This window comes from Enterococcus ureasiticus (assembly GCF_001730285.1).
Lineage (GTDB): Bacteria > Bacillota > Bacilli > Lactobacillales > Enterococcaceae > Enterococcus_L > Enterococcus_L ureasiticus.
In genome coordinates, this window is sequence record NZ_MIJZ01000001.1 from 488584 (window position 1) to 508224 (window position 19641).

Consider the following 19641-nt stretch of genomic DNA (forward strand, 5'->3'; position numbering starts at 1 on the left):
GTTTTAACGCTCGCTTTTTTCAGTTCATTTATTACTTTTTTCCTTTGAAAACTCTGTAAAGTGTTCTTCTGTCATGAAATCGATTTCTTTTAAATGCTGATAAATCGCTTCAATCAATTGTTGTGAAATTCTAGACAACTCTTCGTAATCTTTTATTTCTAGTTCACCTTTTCTTTGTTGCTCGATCAGTTGCTGTTTTGTTTTAAAAACATATGGGTTATCGCTGAAAATAATACTTAATTCTAATACTTTGTAAATACCATGAAGTTCTTTAAAAATATCCAACGGAATAAATTTCAGATAGATAGAATAAAACTCAGTGATTTCCTTCGTGATATATTCCCCTACTTCTGTGGAAAGTTCTAAAGCTGTTACATCTTTTTCTTTAAATTGATCCTCATCAATCATATATTTCTTCGAAGAAATCAACAAGTGTTCCTTGAGTAGATTTTTTTGCCACAGATCAACTGTCAAAATTTTTTTTCTTTCTTGATACAGTAATTCAAAATTTGACTCTACATCCGAAGTAGTGCCCATGAAATTTTCCAATATACCTTGTTTGATTGACCATATTAGTTGTTCTTGTGCTTCTTTTGCAATCGAAAAATAGTCAGAATCCTCTCGTAACTCTTCGCGTATTCTGTCACGTCTGTTTAAAAAACGTTCTAATAAGAAAACTGTTGCATACACCTCAACTGGAACAAAAGCAAGCCCATATAATATATTGACTGTTATATTTTTAGAAGTTTCACCTAAAATAAAGAGTAAAAAATTCGAAACAATAAATAAAAGAACTAGAGATGCAATCAATACAATGTGATACTTATCTTTTTTCATATAATACTCCCCTTTGATTTGTAGCTATTGCTTTACTTTTTATTTGTAATATTAAGTATAATATAGCTTTAAGAGGATTCATATTGATTTGAATCCCCGTCATTATAAAAAAAGCTTTACAGCCGCTGAATGGAAATCACAACTGTAAAAGCTTTTTTATTCTATAGAATTTTTCGTTTCAATAAAACAAGAACACTCGTACTAATTGCCATTGCCCCAAATAAAATTGTAAGTTTAGATTGTTGTTCACCTGTTTTAGGCAATTCTTTTTTAGCCTCTGTTTTAGAAAGCTCTTTGGGATTCGACGTTTCTAAAATCACTTTTTCCTTAGGTAAAATTTCTATTGGAAAAGTAACTTTATTTTTTTCTTCATCCAATACTACTGCAGTCAATTTCTTTTTCCCTTTGAGTTTCAATGAAGTCACATTGATTTTAATACGACCTTCTGAATCAGCCTGTCCAGCTAAATCAGCTTCTGGAAGTTCTGCTGTTCTTGTATTTGATTGAAGAAAGTCTCCAACATAAAGTAAAATTGTCGCATTTTGCAGCGTAACACCTCTCAAGAGTTCGTCGTCTTCATATAAAGGATCAAAAATTGTCGCTTTTTTGATTTTGTCTTCATCCTCTTTTGAATCTGGCACCCCAGGTACTTCGGGATCTACAGGGGTTGTCGAATCGACTAATTTTTTACGATCTTCAATTGACGCTTCGATCAGCTGCCCAGCAGCTTCTTTACTTTCAATATACCCAATAAATGTCTCTGTATCCGGCTTAATCGCATTCACTAAATTAGCACCAGTAAATCCAGAGAAACCATCGCCTCCACCAAATAAAAAGTCATTGATCACAACTAGGTATGTTTGATCTGCCTGAATCGGAGTACCGTCTTTTTTATGCATATCTTGGACTTTGAATGGTTGATTTGGATCTTCAGTTGGCACATACGTATAGGACAAACCAGAAATTTGCAAGAAATAACGTCCTTCTTCATCGTATTGCTCATTCAGGACTTGTTCAACTTGTGCACCGGTCATTTCGACTACTTGCATGATATTTCCAAACGGTTGCACTGCCTGAGCCGCTCCCCATGTAATATCCCGATTTTCTCCAACTGCTAAATCAGCACGAATCCCGCCATTGTTGGTCATAGCAAAATCAGCATCGATTCCCTGTGCCTTAGCCATCGCAACTTGACCATCAGTAATCAAATTACCTAGTGGGGATTCTTTTGACTCATTAATTTCCCGAGTGATTGCACCGTTTTCTTTAGCTGTTCCAATTTTCTTATTCGTTACCTGAGCTACTCGCTTTTCAGCATCTTTTACAGTTGCTTCAACTTTTTCGTCAATCTTAGGCGCGTCTTTTGCGGCTGGATCGACTGGTAAAACTTTTGCTTTAGGAGTATCGACAAAATCTTTGGTCTTAGGATCTAGTGTCCCTTGCAAATCAATATAGCCTTTGCCTTGAGCCGTAGACTGAACAACTCTTGTTTTGTTGACTACACCGTTTGTATATTGATGGTTATGAGCTGCAAAAAATGCATCTACGCTATGTTCAGGATAGATTTTAGCAACTTCATTCATAATATCAGCGGCCTCACCATTTACTTTATCAGCTTTACTAGTAGCCGGAATATGGGCTAACACGACAATTGCATTCACACCTTGATTTTTTAGTTGACTAGAATAGTAAGCGATTGTTTCAGCCTCATCTAAAAAATCATACGCTTCATAATGTTCTTTTAAAACTAAATTAGGAATTTCTGTTGTAACAACGCCGATAAAACCAACTTTTACTTTATTATTTACTGTTCCCACTTCTTTGATTGTGTAAGGTTTCCAACCAAAAGGAATTTCTTCCGTTCCTTTTTTAACGACATTACCGATTACGATCTCAGTTTTTGATGCTTCTCGTGGATAAGTCATTAAAATACCATACGGATCCTCTTTGGGCTGTTCACCGATCATGATTCGATTGAACTCTTGAAGTCCTTCATCAAATTCATGATTCCCTATAGTACCTACAGAAAAATCCATTTGATTCAGTATTTTAATCGTTGGCTCATCTTGAAGCAGACCTGAACTTGCAGGGCTTGCTCCTACCATATCTCCAGCGTGTACACGTAACGTTTGTGCGCCATTATTAGCGGTTTTAAATTGTTCTTGCGCACGATTCAAATAACCCGCTAACAACGAAGCCGTCCCTGCATCTGCAACTTTAGTACCTTCATCATCAAAAAAAGATCCTGTCGTGTTCAAGGCTCCATGAAAATCATTGATTCCTAAAATCTGAAAAGGAATTTTCTCTTCTTGTGATCGTTGTTCCACCGACTGCTTATTATTATCTGTTCCGTTAATCGTTTGTGCATCAGTAGCTATACTAGTCCCCACTACGCTACTGCTGATTCCCCCAATAGTAAATAAAATAGTCAACAAAGAGCTTTGCCACTTTTTCATTTTGATAACTCCTCTTCAATTATTTCCAAAAACACTTAGTTAAAGAGTAACAATTTCCTCACACACTGTCAATACAGCTTTTCATCTTTATCAATCAATTCTAATCCTGTCAAGCCAACGATAGTTGCTAGTAAGATAAGCTGCATTACTGTAAACATAACGACAAATAACCCTTTATCCACTGACCACGTCAAAAAAATAGTCTGAAGCGTCTGAATAGGCCTAGTAAATAAGTGGACACTATGTAAACGATCGAAGCGCCCGACAAAAATAGCTAAACTTGATAATAAATTAACAATCAAAACAAAGAAAATTCCTTGCCATTTCTTATTCAAAATATTTCTTCGAAACGCTTCATTAAGTGTCGTCAATACAGTTGCCATTCCTAAAAAGCCATACACACAAATTCCGATTGTCAACAAGCAAAAAGAAACCCAAGCAGACAACGACTGACCAAATATTTGATTCATTCCTTGATAAATAGATAAACGTTCTAAATGGAAAAAATCTGTGAACAAATAAGGTGCATTTGGATAAAATAATAACCACATCATTCCTAATAAAAGAAACACTTTATTGCTCACTTTCTTAAAATGAAAACTTATTTCAAGCGGAATATAGCCTAACAAGACATTCAACGCCATAAAATGATACATTTTAGCAAAAAATAGCATATATAAACAATAGACGACCGTTGCTATTCGAATTGACCAACGATACATTTGAATCAAACTTTTCACCGCCCTTTTCCATCTAGTGTATCATAAAGAAAATTTTTTCTAAAATTTTCTTGAAAACTTGTTATTCTGTTTTTTTGTGCTAGACTAAGCTTAAGAAAAATTTCCGGGAGGAACGATTTTGAAAAAATTAATTGCAATCGATTTAGATGGTACAACTTTAAATGCACACTCATTGATCAGTGAAACAACGGAACAAGCATTAAAAAAAGCGATGAAGCATGGTCACTATGTCAGCATCGTCACTGGTCGTCCATACCGAATGAGTGGTCAGTTTTATCGCCAATTAGGCTTAGCTACTCCAATGGTCAACTTCAATGGTGCACTTGTTCATATGCCTGAAAAGCAATGGGCGGATGAACAAGAAACGGGAATAAAACGAGACTTGGTTTTCGATATTTTATCTCAAAAGAAAGCCTTAAATCTTGATTTTGTCGCTGCTGAAAATAAAGAGACATTTTACATCGATAGTTTAGATTACTTTGATTCAGCATTTTTTGCCTCAGAAGCTACATCAAGCAATCTTTTGACAGCTAAAAATTTGATTACGGATCCAACTTCAATGATGGTTCGGACTTCAAAAGATCAAGCAGCACTCGTTTCGGACTCTTTAATGAAACAATATGGAGATTATGTAGATGTTAGAACTTGGGGCGGACCTACACCCATTTTAGAAATTGTCTCTAAAGGGATACAAAAAGCCAAAGGTGTGGAGCAAGTTGCTAAGTACTTAGATGTGAAGCGTTCAGATATTATCGCATTCGGTGATGAACATAATGATGAAGAAATGCTAGATTACGTTGGTTGGGGCGTTGCTATGAAAAATGCGACTGACAAAATCAAATCTGTAGCAAATGACGTTACTGAAAAAACCAATGATGAAGATGGCTTAGCGGATTATTTAGAACGGTATTTAGATTTAAACGATCAATAAACTTTAATGACTGGAACAAAGCATAAGGCTTTCGGTTCCAGTCATTTTTTCTACTTTGACAGCTCCAAGCCAATACTAAAAAGATGTGGACAAACTTTCACAAGTTATGTACACATCATCTGATATTCAAATCAATAATTTAGTCTATTCTAAGATGGATTTTTTTCACGATCAGTTTATCTGACAAATGAGATTGGTTGCTCTGTTCCCCAATCACTTCAGCAAAAATATTCGTACGATCCTCTTTTTTCTGTAAATGATAGTCGATTTTTCCAGTTTCATTCAATTCATTCATCATTTCACTATAGTCATCTGTTTCAATTTTTCTAGTTATAAAACCTAATGATACTAAGTGATCATCTAAATTTTTAGTAGATATTAGAGAACCAAATGCAATCTTTTGACGTATCTTCTGATTTAATTGTGTTATTTTTACATCTTGACCTTGCTCAATCGTTTTTTTCTTGATCAACGATTCATATTGTTCAGCAGTCAACATCACGCCAGCGACTTTATTTCTATTGTAAATATATACACCTGCGTTTGCTTCTTTTGCTGCTTCAAAGATTGTCATAGGAGACTGTTTCACATCTGTCACTGAAAATGATACGTCTTTTTTTACTTTATTTCTCATTGGTCAACTCCCCTTCCAAATGATTATATCATACAGATTTTTGGTGTGAAGAGCTTTTTTAAATTGTTCATTTTTATTTACATGAAACCTGATTAGGAAAAAAAGAGGATGAAACAAAACTTAAAAATCGTTTTGCATCATCCTCTATAACCGAACAGATATTGTTGTCTCGGCCTATTTATTTATTTATTTATTTATGCGCGGTAACGTTCTACCCCATCTAAATAAGTTGCGTCTAATTCCATATTTGGATTCAATACGATAAAGTCCGCATCACGTCCATTAGCGATCATTCCGCATTTATCATCGATTCTACAACTAACTGCTGGCACTAATGTTGCCATCATAATTGCTTGTTCTGGTGTCGCAATTTCCCAGTCAACAACATTTTTGATTGCTTCTTTTAATTTCAAGATACTGCCAGCTAAGTTTCCAGACTCTAAACGAGCTGTACCATCTTTAACGACAACTGGAAATTCACCCAGATTGTAATTTCCGTCTGGCATTCCACCAGCCATCATACAGTCAGTGATTAAAGCTACATGATCATGCCCAGCTTTTTCCATTAAAATATCTGCTGCATTTGGATGAACATGGTGTCCGTCACAAATCAATTCAGAAAAAACATGTTTCAATGACATTAACGCACCGACCATTCCTGGTTCACGATGATTCAAGCCACGCATGCCATTATATGCATGTACAAAAACACTAGCGCCAGATTCTACTGCATCCGTTGCTTGTTCTAACGTTGCATCACTATGACCTAAAGCCACAACGACTCCTTCTTCTGTTACAGCTTTAACAAATTCTTTGACGCCTTTACGTTCTGGAGCCAATGCAATTTTTTTAATCAAGCCGCCAGAAGCTTCTTGCCATTCATTAAATGTTGCTAAATCTGGGTCACTAAAATAACTTGGATTTTGAGCGCCTTTATGTTCTTCAGTGAAGAAAGGACCTTCAAAATAGATTCCTTGGACTTTTGCACCAGGAACTTCTTGATACACTTCACCAATCGTTTTAGCTACATCTTTCAAGCGTTCTTTACTTGACGTTAAAGTAGTTGGTAAAAATGACGTAACACCGCAAGATAATAAACCTTCAGACATAACTTTCAAGCCTTCTGCGTCACTATCCATCACATCATGATTCATATAGCCATGAATATGTGTATCCACCAAACCAGGTGCAATCCATTTTCCTTCTTCTTTGATTACTTTTGCATCATTCACAGGTACTTCTTTATAAAAGTCTCCAAATAAACCATCTGTGATTTCTAAATAACCAGGTCCTTTTACATCGCTTTTTAAAAAGAACTTTTCAGCAAAGATAAACGTTCTCATCTTCATCCTTCTTTCTTTAATTTTCTACTTTAAACGTACTCTTAAAATCAGTTAAAGTCAAGAATGGTGTAGACCTTTTCTAAAAAAATTTACTTAACTTTCGTTAGATTTTAATTGTTTCGATACGACGGATTTGTTCAGATAAAACCTGGTATTCATCAGATTTTTCTTGATCTCCTTTTACAACTAACAATTGACTTTTTAATTGAAACAATTCACTTAAATAGTAGTAACTATTTTTGTGCCTTGACCAAACGATTCCCTGATCAATATATATTTGTGCTTCTTCCAGACGCTTTTGATCCGTTAAAAATTTGGAGTAATTATAAAATATCTTTGTTAATTCTGCTGTCACTCGTTCATTTGGTAATTTATGAAAATAATGTATGCTTAATTTCAAGTATCTCTCAGCTTCGTTGATTTTCCCAATACTGCTATACGTACTACCGATACAACTGATCACTTGAATTTCAAAATCAGACAAATTTACTTTATTCGCTTGATAGGTATACGACAATCCTTTTTTCAAATCAAGTATCGCTTGTTCGTAATCGCTACAAAGATAAAATTTACAACTACCTAAATAATAATAATAACGTTGCCAGTCGGTATCTAAATGAAGTCGCTCTTCAATTTGAGTATCTCTCATATACGTCATTATTTTTCCATATTCTTTATGTCTAAAATAATCAGCTATTTTTTCAAATATTTGAGTAATCAACCGAACTTCATCGGATTTAAACTGCATAATTTGATCCATCGTCACACCTAAGCGCTGACAAATTTGCTGCATTACTACTACATTGGGTAATTCTTCATTGTTCTCAATCCTACTTAACACACTTTGTGAACAAATGTCTTCTGACAACATTTTTTGCGTTAGTTTTCTATTTTTACGAATTTCTTTAATAACAGCTCCAAAAGAATCCATGCTTTCACTCCTAACCCAATTTCAAAATAATCTATTACTAGTTAAAAAGTCTTGCTAATCAAAAAAATTCAAAATATGCGAATTCGCATTATGCATTTATTGTACTTTAATGCATAATATACTGCAAGAACATTACCTAACACTAAACCGAGACGATTTAAAATAATTTTGCTTTGCAAATAAGGGGTGTTACTCATGACACAGGAGAAACGAATTAGCTTTAGTTGGGACAAAAGTAGTTATAATGGCTATGTCGAAAAAGAATATGAAAATGCTTATTTGGTTGTTGTTTCGGACCCAAGTCCGGATATGGAAGAAAAATACACAAATCGTATGGTAATTAGTAAAAAAGATTGTCAAACTGCAGAGTAACTAAGGTTTTTATAGTCTCTTTGTACAACACATTCTTAAAATGAGAGTGACTCAAAACTTTTTCAGTTTTGAGTCACTCTTTTTAGTTTCAAAATCAAACGGTTATTTTTGCTTATAGGTACTTAAAAACTCACGCATTTTTTCAGTAGTGAATTTCAGGTCTTCCATCTTCGGTAGATAGACGATTCTAAAATGATCTGGCTGAGTCCAATTGAAGCCTCCACCGTGCACAAGTAAAATATGATGTTCATGAAGAAAATCCAGTACGAACTTTTCATCATCATAAATATTAAAACGAGCAGTGTCGATTTTAGGGAAAATATAAAATGCGGCTTTCGGTTTTACAGCTGAAAGTCCAGGAATATCATTGATCGCGTTGTAAATATATTCCCGCTGCTCATAGATTCTTCCTCCTGGCAATAATAAATCATCCACACTTTGATACCCGCCTAATGCGGTTTGAATAATTTGTTGAGATAATACATTTGAGCACAAACGCATTGAAGCCAACATATTTAAACCTTCGATATAGCCTTTAACGTGTTTTTTATTTCCACTAAGTACCATCCAACCACAACGAAAACCTGCAACTCTATGTGATTTAGAGAGTCCATTTAAGGTAACAACAAACAAATCTGGCGCTAACGTTGCAATTGGAATATGGGTCAATCCATCCATCACCAAACGATCATAGATTTCATCTGAGAAAATGATCAAATCATTTTGTCTTGCTATTTCGACGATCTGTTCAAGGATTTCCTTAGGATATAATGCTCCTGTCGGATTATTCGGATTGATCAAAACAATAGCTTTGGTATTTGTCGTAACCTTAGATTTGATATCATCGATGTCTGGGTACCATTCAGCTTGTTCATCGCAAATATAATGAACAGGATTACCACCAGCTAAAGAGATCGAAGCTGTCCATAACGGGTAATCTGGCATTGGAACTAAAACTTCATCTCCATTATTCAAAAGCCCTTGCATACACATTGAAATCAGTTCGCTGACTCCATTACCTGTATAAATATCATTGATCGTTACATTAGGAAACCCTTTGACTTGGCAATATTGTTCGATTGCTTTGCGTGCTGAAAAGATTCCTTTTGAATCAGAGTATCCTTCTGAATTACGAACATTCATAATCATGTCGCGAACCACTTCATTTGGCGCATCAAAACCAAAAGGGGCGGGATTACCAGTATTAAGTTTCAAAATACGAATGCCTTCTTCATGCATTCTGTCCGCTTCTTCTAAAACCGGACCACGTACATCATAACTTACACCATCAAGTTTGTTAGATTTCTCAAAATTTCTCATACTGTATCCCTCATTTTCAAAATTTATATCTTTAAAGTTACGCCACCTAGAAAAAAAAAGCAATGGAAAATTGAAATTTTTCTAAAAAAAATTCTAGGTGTGGAACAAAAGTAAAAATCACTTTTGTTTCACACCCGGAGTACAAATAACGGTGGGAGCATAAGTTCCCCCTAACCTCAGTCTTTTATTTATGTTTGTAGACTCTAGCTTCATAAGGAGCAAAAATCGTATGCTGATGAATGGTATGATTGTTCAAATTACACAATTGTAAGTCCCACTCTTCTATCTGAACATTTTCTGGTAAATCAGCTGAAGCGAATTCTTTGGACAGATTGACGATAACCACAAATCGCTCGTTACCTAAACGACGCCCATAAACAAACAATTGTGGATGATCAGGTAAATAAAGTTTATAACTACCGTAAATCAATGCTTCATTTTGATTTCTTAACTGGATCACCGCTTTGTAAAAATTTAAAACTGAATTGGGATCTGTTAATTCATCAAGTACATTGATCTCTTGCTTGTTAGGATTGATCACCATCCAAGGTTTTCTTTTTGAAAAACCAGCGTATTCTTCTGCTGTCCATTGCATTGGTGTTCTTGAATTGTCTCGCGCAGTTCTGCGAATCACATTCATTGCCTTTGAAGGCTCAACTCCGGCATGAATCATTTCATGATAAAAGTTTTTAGTATCAACCGCATCAATATCATCGATTGAAGCAAAGGGCATATTTGTCATCCCGATTTCTTGTCCCTGATAAATAAAAGGCGTTCCTTGCAATAATAGAAATGTCAATGCCAAAGCTTTTGCAGATGCTTGCCAGAATACTGTTTCTTCACTCCCAAAACTTGAAACAGAACGAGGAATATCATGATTTTCCATATAAAGGGCATTCCAGCCTTTCCCGTCTGCCAAAGCATCTTGCCAAGCAGTGAGTGCTTTTTTGAAGTGAATAACATCTAACGTTTCTTGTTCTTCTTTATTCCAAAGAGAGATATGATCAAATTCAAACAACATATTGAAATATCCTTCTGTTTCCCCTACCCACTTAGGTGCTTCGGCTGCACTGACTCCATTGGCTTCTCCTACTGTTAGAATATCACGTTTTTTAAAAATATCCCGCAACTCTTCTAAGTGAGTTTCAATTCCGGGAACATTTTTGAATGAATCAAACGGATCATTTGTTGAAGATGTTTCTAGAGGAGCTTTTTTTATATGAGAAATTGCATCAACACGAAAACCATCTATTCCCTTATCTAACCACCAATCGACCATAGAGAACAAGTCTCTTTTCACTCGCGGATTTTCCCAATTTAGATCAGGTTGTTCTTTAGCAAACACATGAAGATAATACTGATTGGTCGTTTCATCATATTCCCACGCTGAGCCACCAAAAATCGAAACCCAATCATTCGGTGGTCCATCGATTGTTCCATCAGCCCAAATGTAATAGTCCCGATAGTCATCTTTTACAGAAGACCTTGATTCTATAAACCATGGATGTTGATTCGATGTATGATTGATGACCAAATCCATAATCACTCTAATCCCATGATCATGCGCTTCCTCTAATAACAAATCAAATTCTTCCATCGTACCAAAAGTTCTAAGAATTTTTTGGTAATCGCTGATGTCATAGCCATTATCAACATTAGGTGATTCATAAATCGGCGTAATCCAGATAAATCCGATTCCTAAATCTTTAAGATAATCCAGTTTTGAACGGATTCCATTTAAATCACCAATACCGTCGTTGTTTGTATCCATAAAACTGGCTGGATAAATCTGATAACCTACTGCTTCTTTCCACCAAGCCCGCTTGATTGCCATCTGCATCACCCCTATGTTGTATTTCTTTTTATTATATAAGATATGTAGGAAAAGTGTATCTGAAATGCACGGAACGTTGCTGGCTTTAGAGAAAATTATCTTTCTATGGTAAAGATAAACAAAAAAAGCAATCTTTTTAGAAAAGAGTGCTTTACTTAAATTACTTTATTTTATGACAAGTTAAAAAGGTTGAAAATTCTTATGCGGCCAAGAAGACTCGAACTTCCACGGGGTTACCCCCACCAGCCCCTCAAGCTGGCGCGTCTGCCATTCCGCCATGACCGCATTTTATAACAAACTATCTGCTAACTATGATAAAATACGCTCAAGTTTTTGTCAATCTTTCAAGAAAGATTAGACATTTTACATTTTCCATAAATCAACAATCATCTTTTTTGCCTGTAATCATATACCTGACACAATTTCTCATACGATTGGCTTACTTGTTCAGGAATTTCAAGCGCGCCAATATAATTTTTCCCCTTTGGTCCATAACCATTTACATCATTTCTAAGCCGCGGTATTTCACCTAGAACTAAAGAAAGAAAATAGTCTTTACTCCATAATCCGTTCAGTCGATCGTCTTCAAAAATAACCTTTTCATCAACTGTCTTTACATAAGGAATGATTGGAACATGATTTGTAAAAACAGCGTTTGTTTCACGCCACTCTTTTTCAAATGTTGCGTTGATTCTTCTTTGTAAAATAGGATCTTCCAATAATAAAACGTTCTTAGGATTTAAGCTTTCAGCTTTTATTGTATTTAATGAAAAGAGCGCATTTTCACCAGAATTAGTTGATGTAGTCTCCGTTAAAAATAGCTGCGCATCTAAGTCGTACCGTTGCTTAAAATAATCCAAATACATTTCAGTTTCACTTGCAGTACTGACCTCAAAACCGATATTTTTAAAATTTTTCTGTAAAAATGGTGTAGCGTGACCAATGCCGCCAACAAGCATAAAATTATCGGCCTTTCCTAGCTTATATAAAGCAATCAACTCATCCGCAAGATATGGCAGACTGTTGCCGGCTAAGATGGCAAGATCATATTTTCCAGTTACTTCTTCTTTTGCAGTTAAATAGTCAATGACTGTATTCCAATGCTGGATCATATCTGTCCTCTTTTCTTTTGGTTATTTCTAACATAATACCGCCTTTTCTAATAAAAGAAAAGACGGTAATGTTTAAATTTATATCTACTTATTCGAGTTCAATTCCACTAGCTTTCCACGACATTTTCCACAAACATAGCGTTGGGTATTGATTCTTCGTTTACGTAAAATCAATGTTTGACATTTTTCACACTGATACTGGTGATAAGACTGAGGTTTTTGGTCCATCAAAGGACGAACATAGCGACTTCCACCTGTTTGCTTCAGCAAGGATTTAAATTCAGCATCTTTATGTTGATATCCTTTATTTTCTAAATGCAGATGATAATGGCACAACTCATGTTTGATCACATTGATCAATTCTGCTTCACCATAACGTTCGAAAACTTTCGGATTAAAATCAATATTATGTGAGCCTAAATGATAGCGACCACCAGTTGTTCTCAAGCGCCGGTTAAAAAAAGCCTTATGTCGAAACTTTTTCCCAAAAGAAGTCATAGAAATTTCTTCTACCATTGCTTGCAATTGATCGTCTGTTAACTTTTGCTTTGTTGGTTTTCCTTCTTTAGAAAAAGGACTCAAGACTATTCTTTCCTTTCAGCTTGCGGCAACATCGTTAAACTGATGCGCCCTTTCTTCGTGTCTACATCTTCCACCCAAACAGTCACAACGTCTCCTACAGCAACGATATCTGTAGGATGTTTAACAAATTTTGTACTAAGTTTTGAAATATGCACTAAGCCATCTTGTTTTACACCGATATCAACAAAAGCACCAAAATCGATAACATTGCGAACTGTCCCTTGTAGCTCCATACCAGATTTAAGATCTTCCATTGATAGGACATCTTTTCTTAAAAGAGGAGCAGGCATTTCATCCCGCATGTCTCTTCCCGGCTGCACTAAAGCTGCTACAATATCTTTTAAGGTTTCACTACCGACAGCTAATTCTGTTTCTAGTTGTTCCAGTGGCAACCCTTTGATCCGTTGAGCGGCTTCCGATGAGCCAAGTTCTGCTAATTTAACATTGACTTTTTCTAGAATTGCTTTGGCAATATCATAGCTTTCTGGATGAATTCCTGTATTATCTAATATATTTTTTCCATTTGGAATTCGTAAGAATCCAATTGCTTGTTCATAAGCTTTTGGTCCTAAGCGAGGGACTTTTTTGACTTGATTGCGAGCAGTAAATGCACCATTTTCATCACGGTAGGCCATCAAGTTTTGAGCAGTTGTTTTATTTAATCCGGAAATATGTTGCAATAGTTGTGGGCTGGCTGTATTGACATTCACCCCAACTTGGTTAACTGCTGTTTCTACAACAAAATCTAATTGTTCTGCTAAACGTTTTTGTGAAACATCATGTTGATATTGACCAACACCGACTGCTTTAGGATCGATTTTTACAAGCTCAGCTAAAGGATCTTGCAGACGTCGAGCGATGCTGACTGCACTTCTTTCTTCTACTTGTAGATCAGGAAATTCAGTTCTCGCCACGTCACTTGCAGAATAGACAGACGCTCCTGCTTCGTTAACGATCACATAGAAAACATCTCGTTTGATTTGTTTTAGCTGTTCAGCAACAAATAGCTCTGACTCACGGCTAGCCGTTCCATTACCGATCGCCACCATTTCAACTTCGTACTTTTCAATCAATTGATTAAAAGCAGGACCTGCTGCTGCACGTTTTTCTCCTGAAGCTGGCTTATGAGGATAAATGACTTGAATCGCTAATACTTTACCAGTTGCATCAACAATCGCCAATTTACAGCCAGTTCGGTAAGCTGGGTCAAATCCTAATACGACTTTGCCTTTCAATGGAGGTTGTAATAATAGATTACGCAAATTCTCACCGAATATATTAATCGCTTGTTCATCTGCTTTTTCAGTTAACTCATTACGGATCTCACGTTCTATCGCTGGACCAATAAATCGTTTGTAGCTATCTAAATAAGCTGTTTCAACATACGTTGCAGTTGGAGACTGTTTATTATTTCCAATCAATTGACGTTCTAAATAAGAATTGATTTTTTCTTCCTCTACCAAAAGAGCCACTTTCAAAATATCTTCTTTTTCACCACGGTTTGTAGCTAAAACTCTGTGAGAAACCATTTTACTAACAGGCTCAGAAAAATCATAGTACATTTCATAAACTGATTTTTCATCTTTTTCTTCGTCTTTCACCGTGCTGACGTATTGACCGTGTTTAAAGGTAAAATCACGAATCCATGAACGGAATTTAGGTTCATCAGATACTCGTTCAGCAATAATCTCATGCGCACCTTGTAATGCTGCTTCTACTGAATCTACTTCTTTTTCAGCATCAATGTACTTTTCAGCCTCTGCCGTTACATCTGCTTGAACTGGAAAGCTCATTAACCAATCTGCTAAAGGTTCTAGACCTTTTTCTTTGGCGATGGTTGCTTTGGTACGACGTTTTTGCTTGTAAGGACGATATAGGTCTTCCACTTGCTGCATTTTTGTTGCTTTTTGAATGGATTTAGCCAACTCATCTGTCAGCTTTCCTTGCTCTTCGATCAAACGAAGAACTTCTTCTTTACGTTTCTCTAAATTACCTAAATAAGTATAGCGTTCTTCGATTTCACGAATTTGAACTTCATCTAAACTGTTCGTCATCTCTTTACGATAGCGGGCGATAAATGGAACAGTGTTTCCTTCACTTAATAAAGTCAGCACTGTTGTTATTTGTTTTGGACGATATTCTGTCAATTCTTTCTGAAGTAAATCAACTACTTCTTGGTTATAAGCTTCTGCCATATTTACATACCTCTCTTCATTAACATACTGTTTCATTTTAGCATATTTTCCTGTTGAAATATAGGACGAGGAAAAAGCTTAAAAAAGACATTACTCGGTTGAAACAGAAACAGTTGTTTAGAAATCAGGCTGCCAAGGGCCAGTTAAATTTTGATATTCAATATCTTGCACGATTCCATTTTTGTCGAAAATCACGCCATGAACAGAACCGCCAAAGACAGCACCCCCATCAATCCCGATTTTATTATCCGATAACCATAAATCAGTTGTCTCCATATCCCCATGAAGCATAGGTGTAATCGTATGACCAAAGACGATTTTTTTCCCTGTATGATTTTTCCCTTGATGAAACGCCTCTCTTATCCAGATAAAATCATGTGGACTTGTTTCATGCCAGTCTTTTTTAGTCAAGTCTACACCAGCATGAACAAATATATACTCTTCCCATTCAAAATAAAGTGGCCGTTCAGTCAAAAATTCAATCAACTCTTTATATCGGCTTCGTATCATCATGCTGATCTCAGTTGGAGAATATTCTTCTGTCGCCCCTTTATGAAGCAAACTTTCCATCGTCTCTTTGCCACCATTTCGAATGTAACTAGTAAACCAGTCTTCTGGGCTTTTTAAAAACTGTAGAAAATACTCTTCATGATTTCCTCTAAGGTAAATTGCTCCATATTTCTCAACCAATTCTTTCCCAAGTAAAAAACTCTCTTTTGTTTTGGGACCACGATCATTTAAGTCACCGATCAATACTAACTGATGCATTGTCGGATCAAAGTATTGGATCAATTCGTTAAACAACTCATATTCGCCGTGAATATCACTGATTGCATAGACAAATTTTTTCATAAATTCAGCTCCTTGTCATCATTCATTTTCTATATTATATCGCAATAAACGACATGAGCATCAAATTATCAATCGAAAAAGTGTAAGAATATTCGTTTATTTAGGAATATTTTAAAAATTGGAATTAATCTTAGACTTTTCATGAAAAAGGGAGTAAACTTATGTAAATGACACTATGTCATAAAATTAGTAGGAAAGAGCTGAAATTTATGAAGAAAAAAACTATTTTCGGTATTCTTGCAGTTTTAGTTGTTGCCCTTGTTATTTTCCTAGTTGTTCAAGGAAATTCAGGTAAATCAAACGCTGTTACTGTTCGAACTGGTGAAGTAAAAAAAGAAACGATTGTTGAAAAACTCTCTACAACGGGTACGTTGATACCAAATCAAACACAAGCACTTATGGGAACTGGCAATGTTGTCGATGTGCTCGTTAAAACGGGTGATCAAGTAGAAAAAGACAAAGTTTTAGCAACATACGATAATGGCTTGCAATTAATCGCTGGCTTCAATGGCACCATCACTCAAGTCAACATCAAAGCCAAACAAGCTGATGCAAATGCCCAGCAAGGAAAACCATCAATTCAGCTAGATGATCTTTCTACCTTAAAAGTTCAACTAGCATTATCTAACTCAGAGGCTTCTGCCGTAGCCGTTGATCAAAAAGCTGAAATCACAAGCGGTAACGAAACATTTGCAGGAAAAGTCGCTGAAAAAGATCCTGCTGCTCAAAGTACTCAATCAGCGACAGGAACAAGTGCAAGTTTAGGTGCCGTTGTAACCTTTGATCAAGCACCTGAAAAACTGTTTGCAGGCTTTGATGTAGATGTCGATATCACAACAAATACCGTTGAAAATGTCCTAGCCTTACCGATCGAAGCTTTAACCTATAATGATAAAAATGAACCGATTGTCTTTGCGATTAAAGATGGCCGTGCCAAAGAAACAAAAATTGAAATCGGCATTCAATCAGATAAATTGATCGAAGTCAAAAGCGGACTAAAAGAAGGAGACACGGTTATTCTTTCTCCAAGTTCTGATATCAAAAACAATACTGAAGTAACCAAAGAATAGAAGGTGAAATGATTGATCGATTTAAAAGATGTAGTAAAAATCTACCGTACCGGCGGAGAAGAACTTGAAGCCTTAAAACGTGTTTCCCTGCATATCGCAGAAGGAGAATTCACTTCTATTATGGGTCCTAGCGGTTCTGGTAAATCAACCATGATGAATATTCTCGGTTTATTGGATCGTTTTGATGAAGGAACCTATCATTTGAACGGACAAGATGTTACCAATTTGACTAGTAATGAGAGTGCACATGTTAGAAATAAAGAAATTGGTTTTGTTTTTCAATCCTTTAATTTGATGCCGCGGATGTCGTTATTGGATAACGTTGCCCTCCCTATGGTTTATTCTGGTATTTCAGCAAAAGAACGAAAAGAGCGTGCGTTAGAAGCTTTGAGAAAAGTTGGTTTGGCTGATCGTGTCGCACATAGGCCAAATGCTATTTCAGGCGGACAAAAACAACGTGTGGCGATAGCACGTGCTATCGTAAATGATCCAGCTGTTTTAATGGCAGATGAACCAACAGGAAATTTAGACTCAAAAACAACACTAGAAATCATGAAAATTTTCCAAGATTTAAACGATGCAGGCACAACTGTTGTCATGGTCACACATGAGCCTGATGTGGCGCAATACACAAAGCGAATTGTGTCCTTTAGAGATGGCGAAATCATTGATGATCAACCAGTATTAGATCGAAAAACACTATAGAAAGGAGCCGTTTTCATGGGAATTATTGAAAGTTTCAAGATGGCGATCGATAGTATTTTAGCCAATAAAATGCGGTCGTTTTTGACTATGCTGGGAATCATTATCGGAATTGCAGCCGTGATCGCGATATTAGCCGTAGGGAATGGTGCAACGAGTCAAATCACAGGCACATTCAGCGACTTAGGCGCTTCTACAATTTCTGTTTCCACAAGTCGAGATGCAACAGATAGTCAAAAAATCACTAGTAAAGATATCAAAGCATTAAAAGACGGCATTCCGCAAATCGATCATCTCTCCCCTGTTGTTTCGATCCAAGCGGTCGGTGCTGCAAACGAAAAAACAAAAGCAACATTGATCATGGCAGGAACGCCTGATTTACAATATACGAATCAAACAATGGATAAAGACATCGTCTACGGTCGTTATTTCAATACAACCGAATACTCAGAAGCTAGTAAAGTAGCTGTGATCAGCGCTGATACGGCTCGCTATTTTTTCAATGGACGGGAAAATGTTATTGGTGAGAAAATCAACTTACGCGGACAAAAAGGGCAAATCAGTGCTCGAATCATCGGTGTGACCAAAAGTACAGTAGAAAAAATGGTCGGTTCTTTTGATGAAAATGAAATGATGGGCTATGTTTCAATACCGCTGACTACAGCAGATAATTTAAATCCGGATGCAACTAAAATCACTAGTTTGACTGTAATTGCTAAATCAAAAGATGATATCGATGCGGTTTCTAAACAAATCGTAAACATCCTATCCGTTCGCCACAATACCGTTGGTGAAAAAGTCTATACTGCAACGAACTTCTTGCAGGCATTAGATCAGGTCAATAATGTTTTAGGCTTGTTTATCAACTTTATTGCAGCGGTTGCGGCGATTGCCCTACTTGTCGGCGGCATTGGTGTGATGAACATCATGCTCGTTTCAGTCACTGAACGAACCAGAGAAATTGGAACAAGAAAGGCTTTAGGTGCAACAGATAGTAACATCTTATTCCAGTTTCTAACAGAATCTGTTATTCTGTGCTTGATTGGTGGACTAATTGGATTAACCCTAGGTGCGATCTTAGCTGTTACTGTTGCTAGTGCCTTAGATATTACTGCACAGTTTACCTTAGGTTCAATTGTCGCTGTACTCGTATTTTCAAGTGCTATCGGCATTTTCTTTGGAGTATATCCTGCAAGAAAAGCAGCGAAACTTGATCCAATCGAAGCATTACGCTACGAATAATTATTCAATATTGAAAAAAATCAGGACGAGAGTCATTTCTCTGTCCTGATTTTTTTAGTTAGACTTCTTTTTTCATTCCAGAAGCAATAAAGCTAAACAACTGCTCAGGAATTTGAAAATGGCCAAATCTCAAACGTGATCGATACTCCTGCCATAATGGCAGCTCAGCAACTGCCTTTAGTGGAACCGATTGAATATTTTTCAAAAAATCAATGTCTTTTCTATCTGGAGTAAAGCCTGGAGCCATTTCAAATGGATAGGCTTCTCCTGGTAAAATCTGTCCTAAAGCAATGAACTCTTGACAAGGTTCTTTGCTTTTTAAACTTTGTTTAGGTGCATAATAAATCAGCCAATCGCCTGCCTTCATTCGATTCAAAGGTGCTGATTTTCCGTGACATAATTGGCAAAAACCTCCCGCTACGCCAAGTTCTACATGATTTTTAGAAGCAACGCCGATCCAATAATTCATAGTAGCCACTCCTTTTCAT

General features: G+C 36.3%; 18 protein-coding genes and 1 tRNA gene. 5 read left to right on the forward strand and 14 right to left on the reverse strand.

Going from position 1 to position 19641, the window contains the following annotated elements:
* Positions 1-24 precede the first annotated feature (24 nt).
* The 3 genes from BCR21_RS02290 to BCR21_RS02300 form a co-directional block, all read right to left on the reverse strand.
* A complete protein-coding gene (locus BCR21_RS02290) occupies positions 25-837 on the reverse strand; it encodes a hypothetical protein (protein ID WP_069644899.1) in 813 nt (270 codons plus the stop codon).
* A gap of 161 nt (positions 838-998) precedes the next feature.
* On the reverse strand, positions 999-3293 hold the full coding sequence (locus tag BCR21_RS02295; RefSeq protein WP_069644900.1) for a 5'-nucleotidase C-terminal domain-containing protein: 2295 nt from the start codon (positions 3291-3293) through the stop codon (positions 999-1001).
* 68 nt (positions 3294-3361) lie between these two features.
* The gene (locus tag BCR21_RS02300; protein ID WP_420809820.1) at positions 3362-4033 is read right to left on the reverse strand and encodes a DUF1361 domain-containing protein; all 672 of its coding nucleotides are present in this window, start codon (positions 4031-4033) and stop codon (positions 3362-3364) included.
* Positions 4034-4151: 118 nt separating this feature from the next.
* On the opposite strand from BCR21_RS02300, the gene BCR21_RS02305 reads away from it, so the two are divergent.
* Complete coding sequence (locus BCR21_RS02305) at positions 4152-4964, forward strand: Cof-type HAD-IIB family hydrolase (RefSeq protein ID WP_069644901.1); 813 nt, start codon at positions 4152-4154, stop codon at positions 4962-4964.
* Between the two features lie 139 nt (positions 4965-5103).
* Here the strand turns inward: BCR21_RS02305 and BCR21_RS02310 are convergent, their stop codons facing one another.
* The 3 genes from BCR21_RS02310 to BCR21_RS02320 all read right to left on the reverse strand — a co-directional run bounded on the left by BCR21_RS02310 (position 5104) and on the right by BCR21_RS02320 (position 7872).
* A complete protein-coding gene (locus BCR21_RS02310) occupies positions 5104-5598 on the reverse strand; it encodes a type II toxin-antitoxin system Phd/YefM family antitoxin (RefSeq protein ID WP_069644902.1) in 495 nt (164 codons plus the stop codon).
* Between the two features lie 194 nt (positions 5599-5792).
* Positions 5793-6941: an N-acetylglucosamine-6-phosphate deacetylase gene (gene nagA, locus BCR21_RS02315; RefSeq protein WP_069644903.1), complete on the reverse strand. Its 1149-nt coding sequence runs from the start codon at positions 6939-6941 to the stop codon at positions 5793-5795.
* A gap of 103 nt (positions 6942-7044) precedes the next feature.
* A complete protein-coding gene (locus BCR21_RS02320) occupies positions 7045-7872 on the reverse strand; it encodes a helix-turn-helix domain-containing protein (RefSeq protein ID WP_069644904.1) in 828 nt (275 codons plus the stop codon).
* Positions 7873-8067: 195 nt separating this feature from the next.
* Between BCR21_RS02320 and BCR21_RS16950 the strand changes: the two genes are divergently transcribed.
* Positions 8068-8244, forward strand: a complete 177-nt coding sequence (locus BCR21_RS16950; protein ID WP_167351759.1) for a hypothetical protein — start codon at positions 8068-8070, stop codon at positions 8242-8244.
* Positions 8245-8346: 102 nt separating this feature from the next.
* On the opposite strand, the gene BCR21_RS02325 is transcribed toward BCR21_RS16950, so the two are convergent.
* The 7 genes from BCR21_RS02325 to BCR21_RS02355 all read right to left on the reverse strand — a co-directional run bounded on the left by BCR21_RS02325 (position 8347) and on the right by BCR21_RS02355 (position 16139).
* Positions 8347-9564, reverse strand: coding sequence for a pyridoxal phosphate-dependent aminotransferase (locus BCR21_RS02325; RefSeq protein ID WP_069644905.1), 1218 nt, complete (start codon positions 9562-9564; stop codon positions 8347-8349).
* 184 nt (positions 9565-9748) lie between these two features.
* Complete coding sequence (locus tag BCR21_RS02330; protein ID WP_069644906.1) at positions 9749-11398, reverse strand: glycoside hydrolase family 13 protein; 1650 nt, start codon at positions 11396-11398, stop codon at positions 9749-9751.
* Between the two features lie 202 nt (positions 11399-11600).
* Positions 11601-11683 (reverse strand) — tRNA-Leu (locus BCR21_RS02335).
* Between the two features lie 101 nt (positions 11684-11784).
* Positions 11785-12510: a YdcF family protein gene (locus tag BCR21_RS02340; RefSeq protein ID WP_069644907.1), complete on the reverse strand. Its 726-nt coding sequence runs from the start codon at positions 12508-12510 to the stop codon at positions 11785-11787.
* Between the two features lie 84 nt (positions 12511-12594).
* Entirely contained in the window at positions 12595-13092 is a 498-nt protein-coding gene (locus BCR21_RS02345) for a SprT family protein (RefSeq protein ID WP_084013196.1), read from the reverse strand.
* Positions 13093-13094: 2 nt separating this feature from the next.
* A complete protein-coding gene (locus BCR21_RS02350) occupies positions 13095-15287 on the reverse strand; it encodes a Tex family protein (RefSeq protein ID WP_069644908.1) in 2193 nt (730 codons plus the stop codon).
* A gap of 117 nt (positions 15288-15404) precedes the next feature.
* Positions 15405-16139, reverse strand: coding sequence for a metallophosphoesterase (locus tag BCR21_RS02355; RefSeq protein WP_069644909.1), 735 nt, complete (start codon positions 16137-16139; stop codon positions 15405-15407).
* A gap of 209 nt (positions 16140-16348) precedes the next feature.
* Between BCR21_RS02355 and BCR21_RS02360 the strand changes: the two genes are divergently transcribed.
* Genes BCR21_RS02360 through BCR21_RS02370 form a run of 3 tightly spaced genes read left to right on the forward strand, consistent with a single transcriptional unit; the run spans position 16349 to position 19153 of the window.
* Complete coding sequence (locus tag BCR21_RS02360) at positions 16349-17209, forward strand: efflux RND transporter periplasmic adaptor subunit (protein ID WP_069644910.1); 861 nt, start codon at positions 16349-16351, stop codon at positions 17207-17209.
* Positions 17210-17221: 12 nt separating this feature from the next.
* Complete coding sequence (locus BCR21_RS02365) at positions 17222-17914, forward strand: ABC transporter ATP-binding protein (protein ID WP_069644911.1); 693 nt, start codon at positions 17222-17224, stop codon at positions 17912-17914.
* A gap of 15 nt (positions 17915-17929) precedes the next feature.
* Positions 17930-19153, forward strand: a complete 1224-nt coding sequence (locus BCR21_RS02370) for an ABC transporter permease (protein ID WP_069644912.1) — start codon at positions 17930-17932, stop codon at positions 19151-19153.
* Between the two features lie 58 nt (positions 19154-19211).
* Here the strand turns inward: BCR21_RS02370 and BCR21_RS02375 are convergent, their stop codons facing one another.
* On the reverse strand, positions 19212-19622 hold the full coding sequence (locus BCR21_RS02375; protein WP_069644913.1) for an EVE domain-containing protein: 411 nt from the start codon (positions 19620-19622) through the stop codon (positions 19212-19214).
* Positions 19623-19641: the final 19 nt, after the last annotated feature.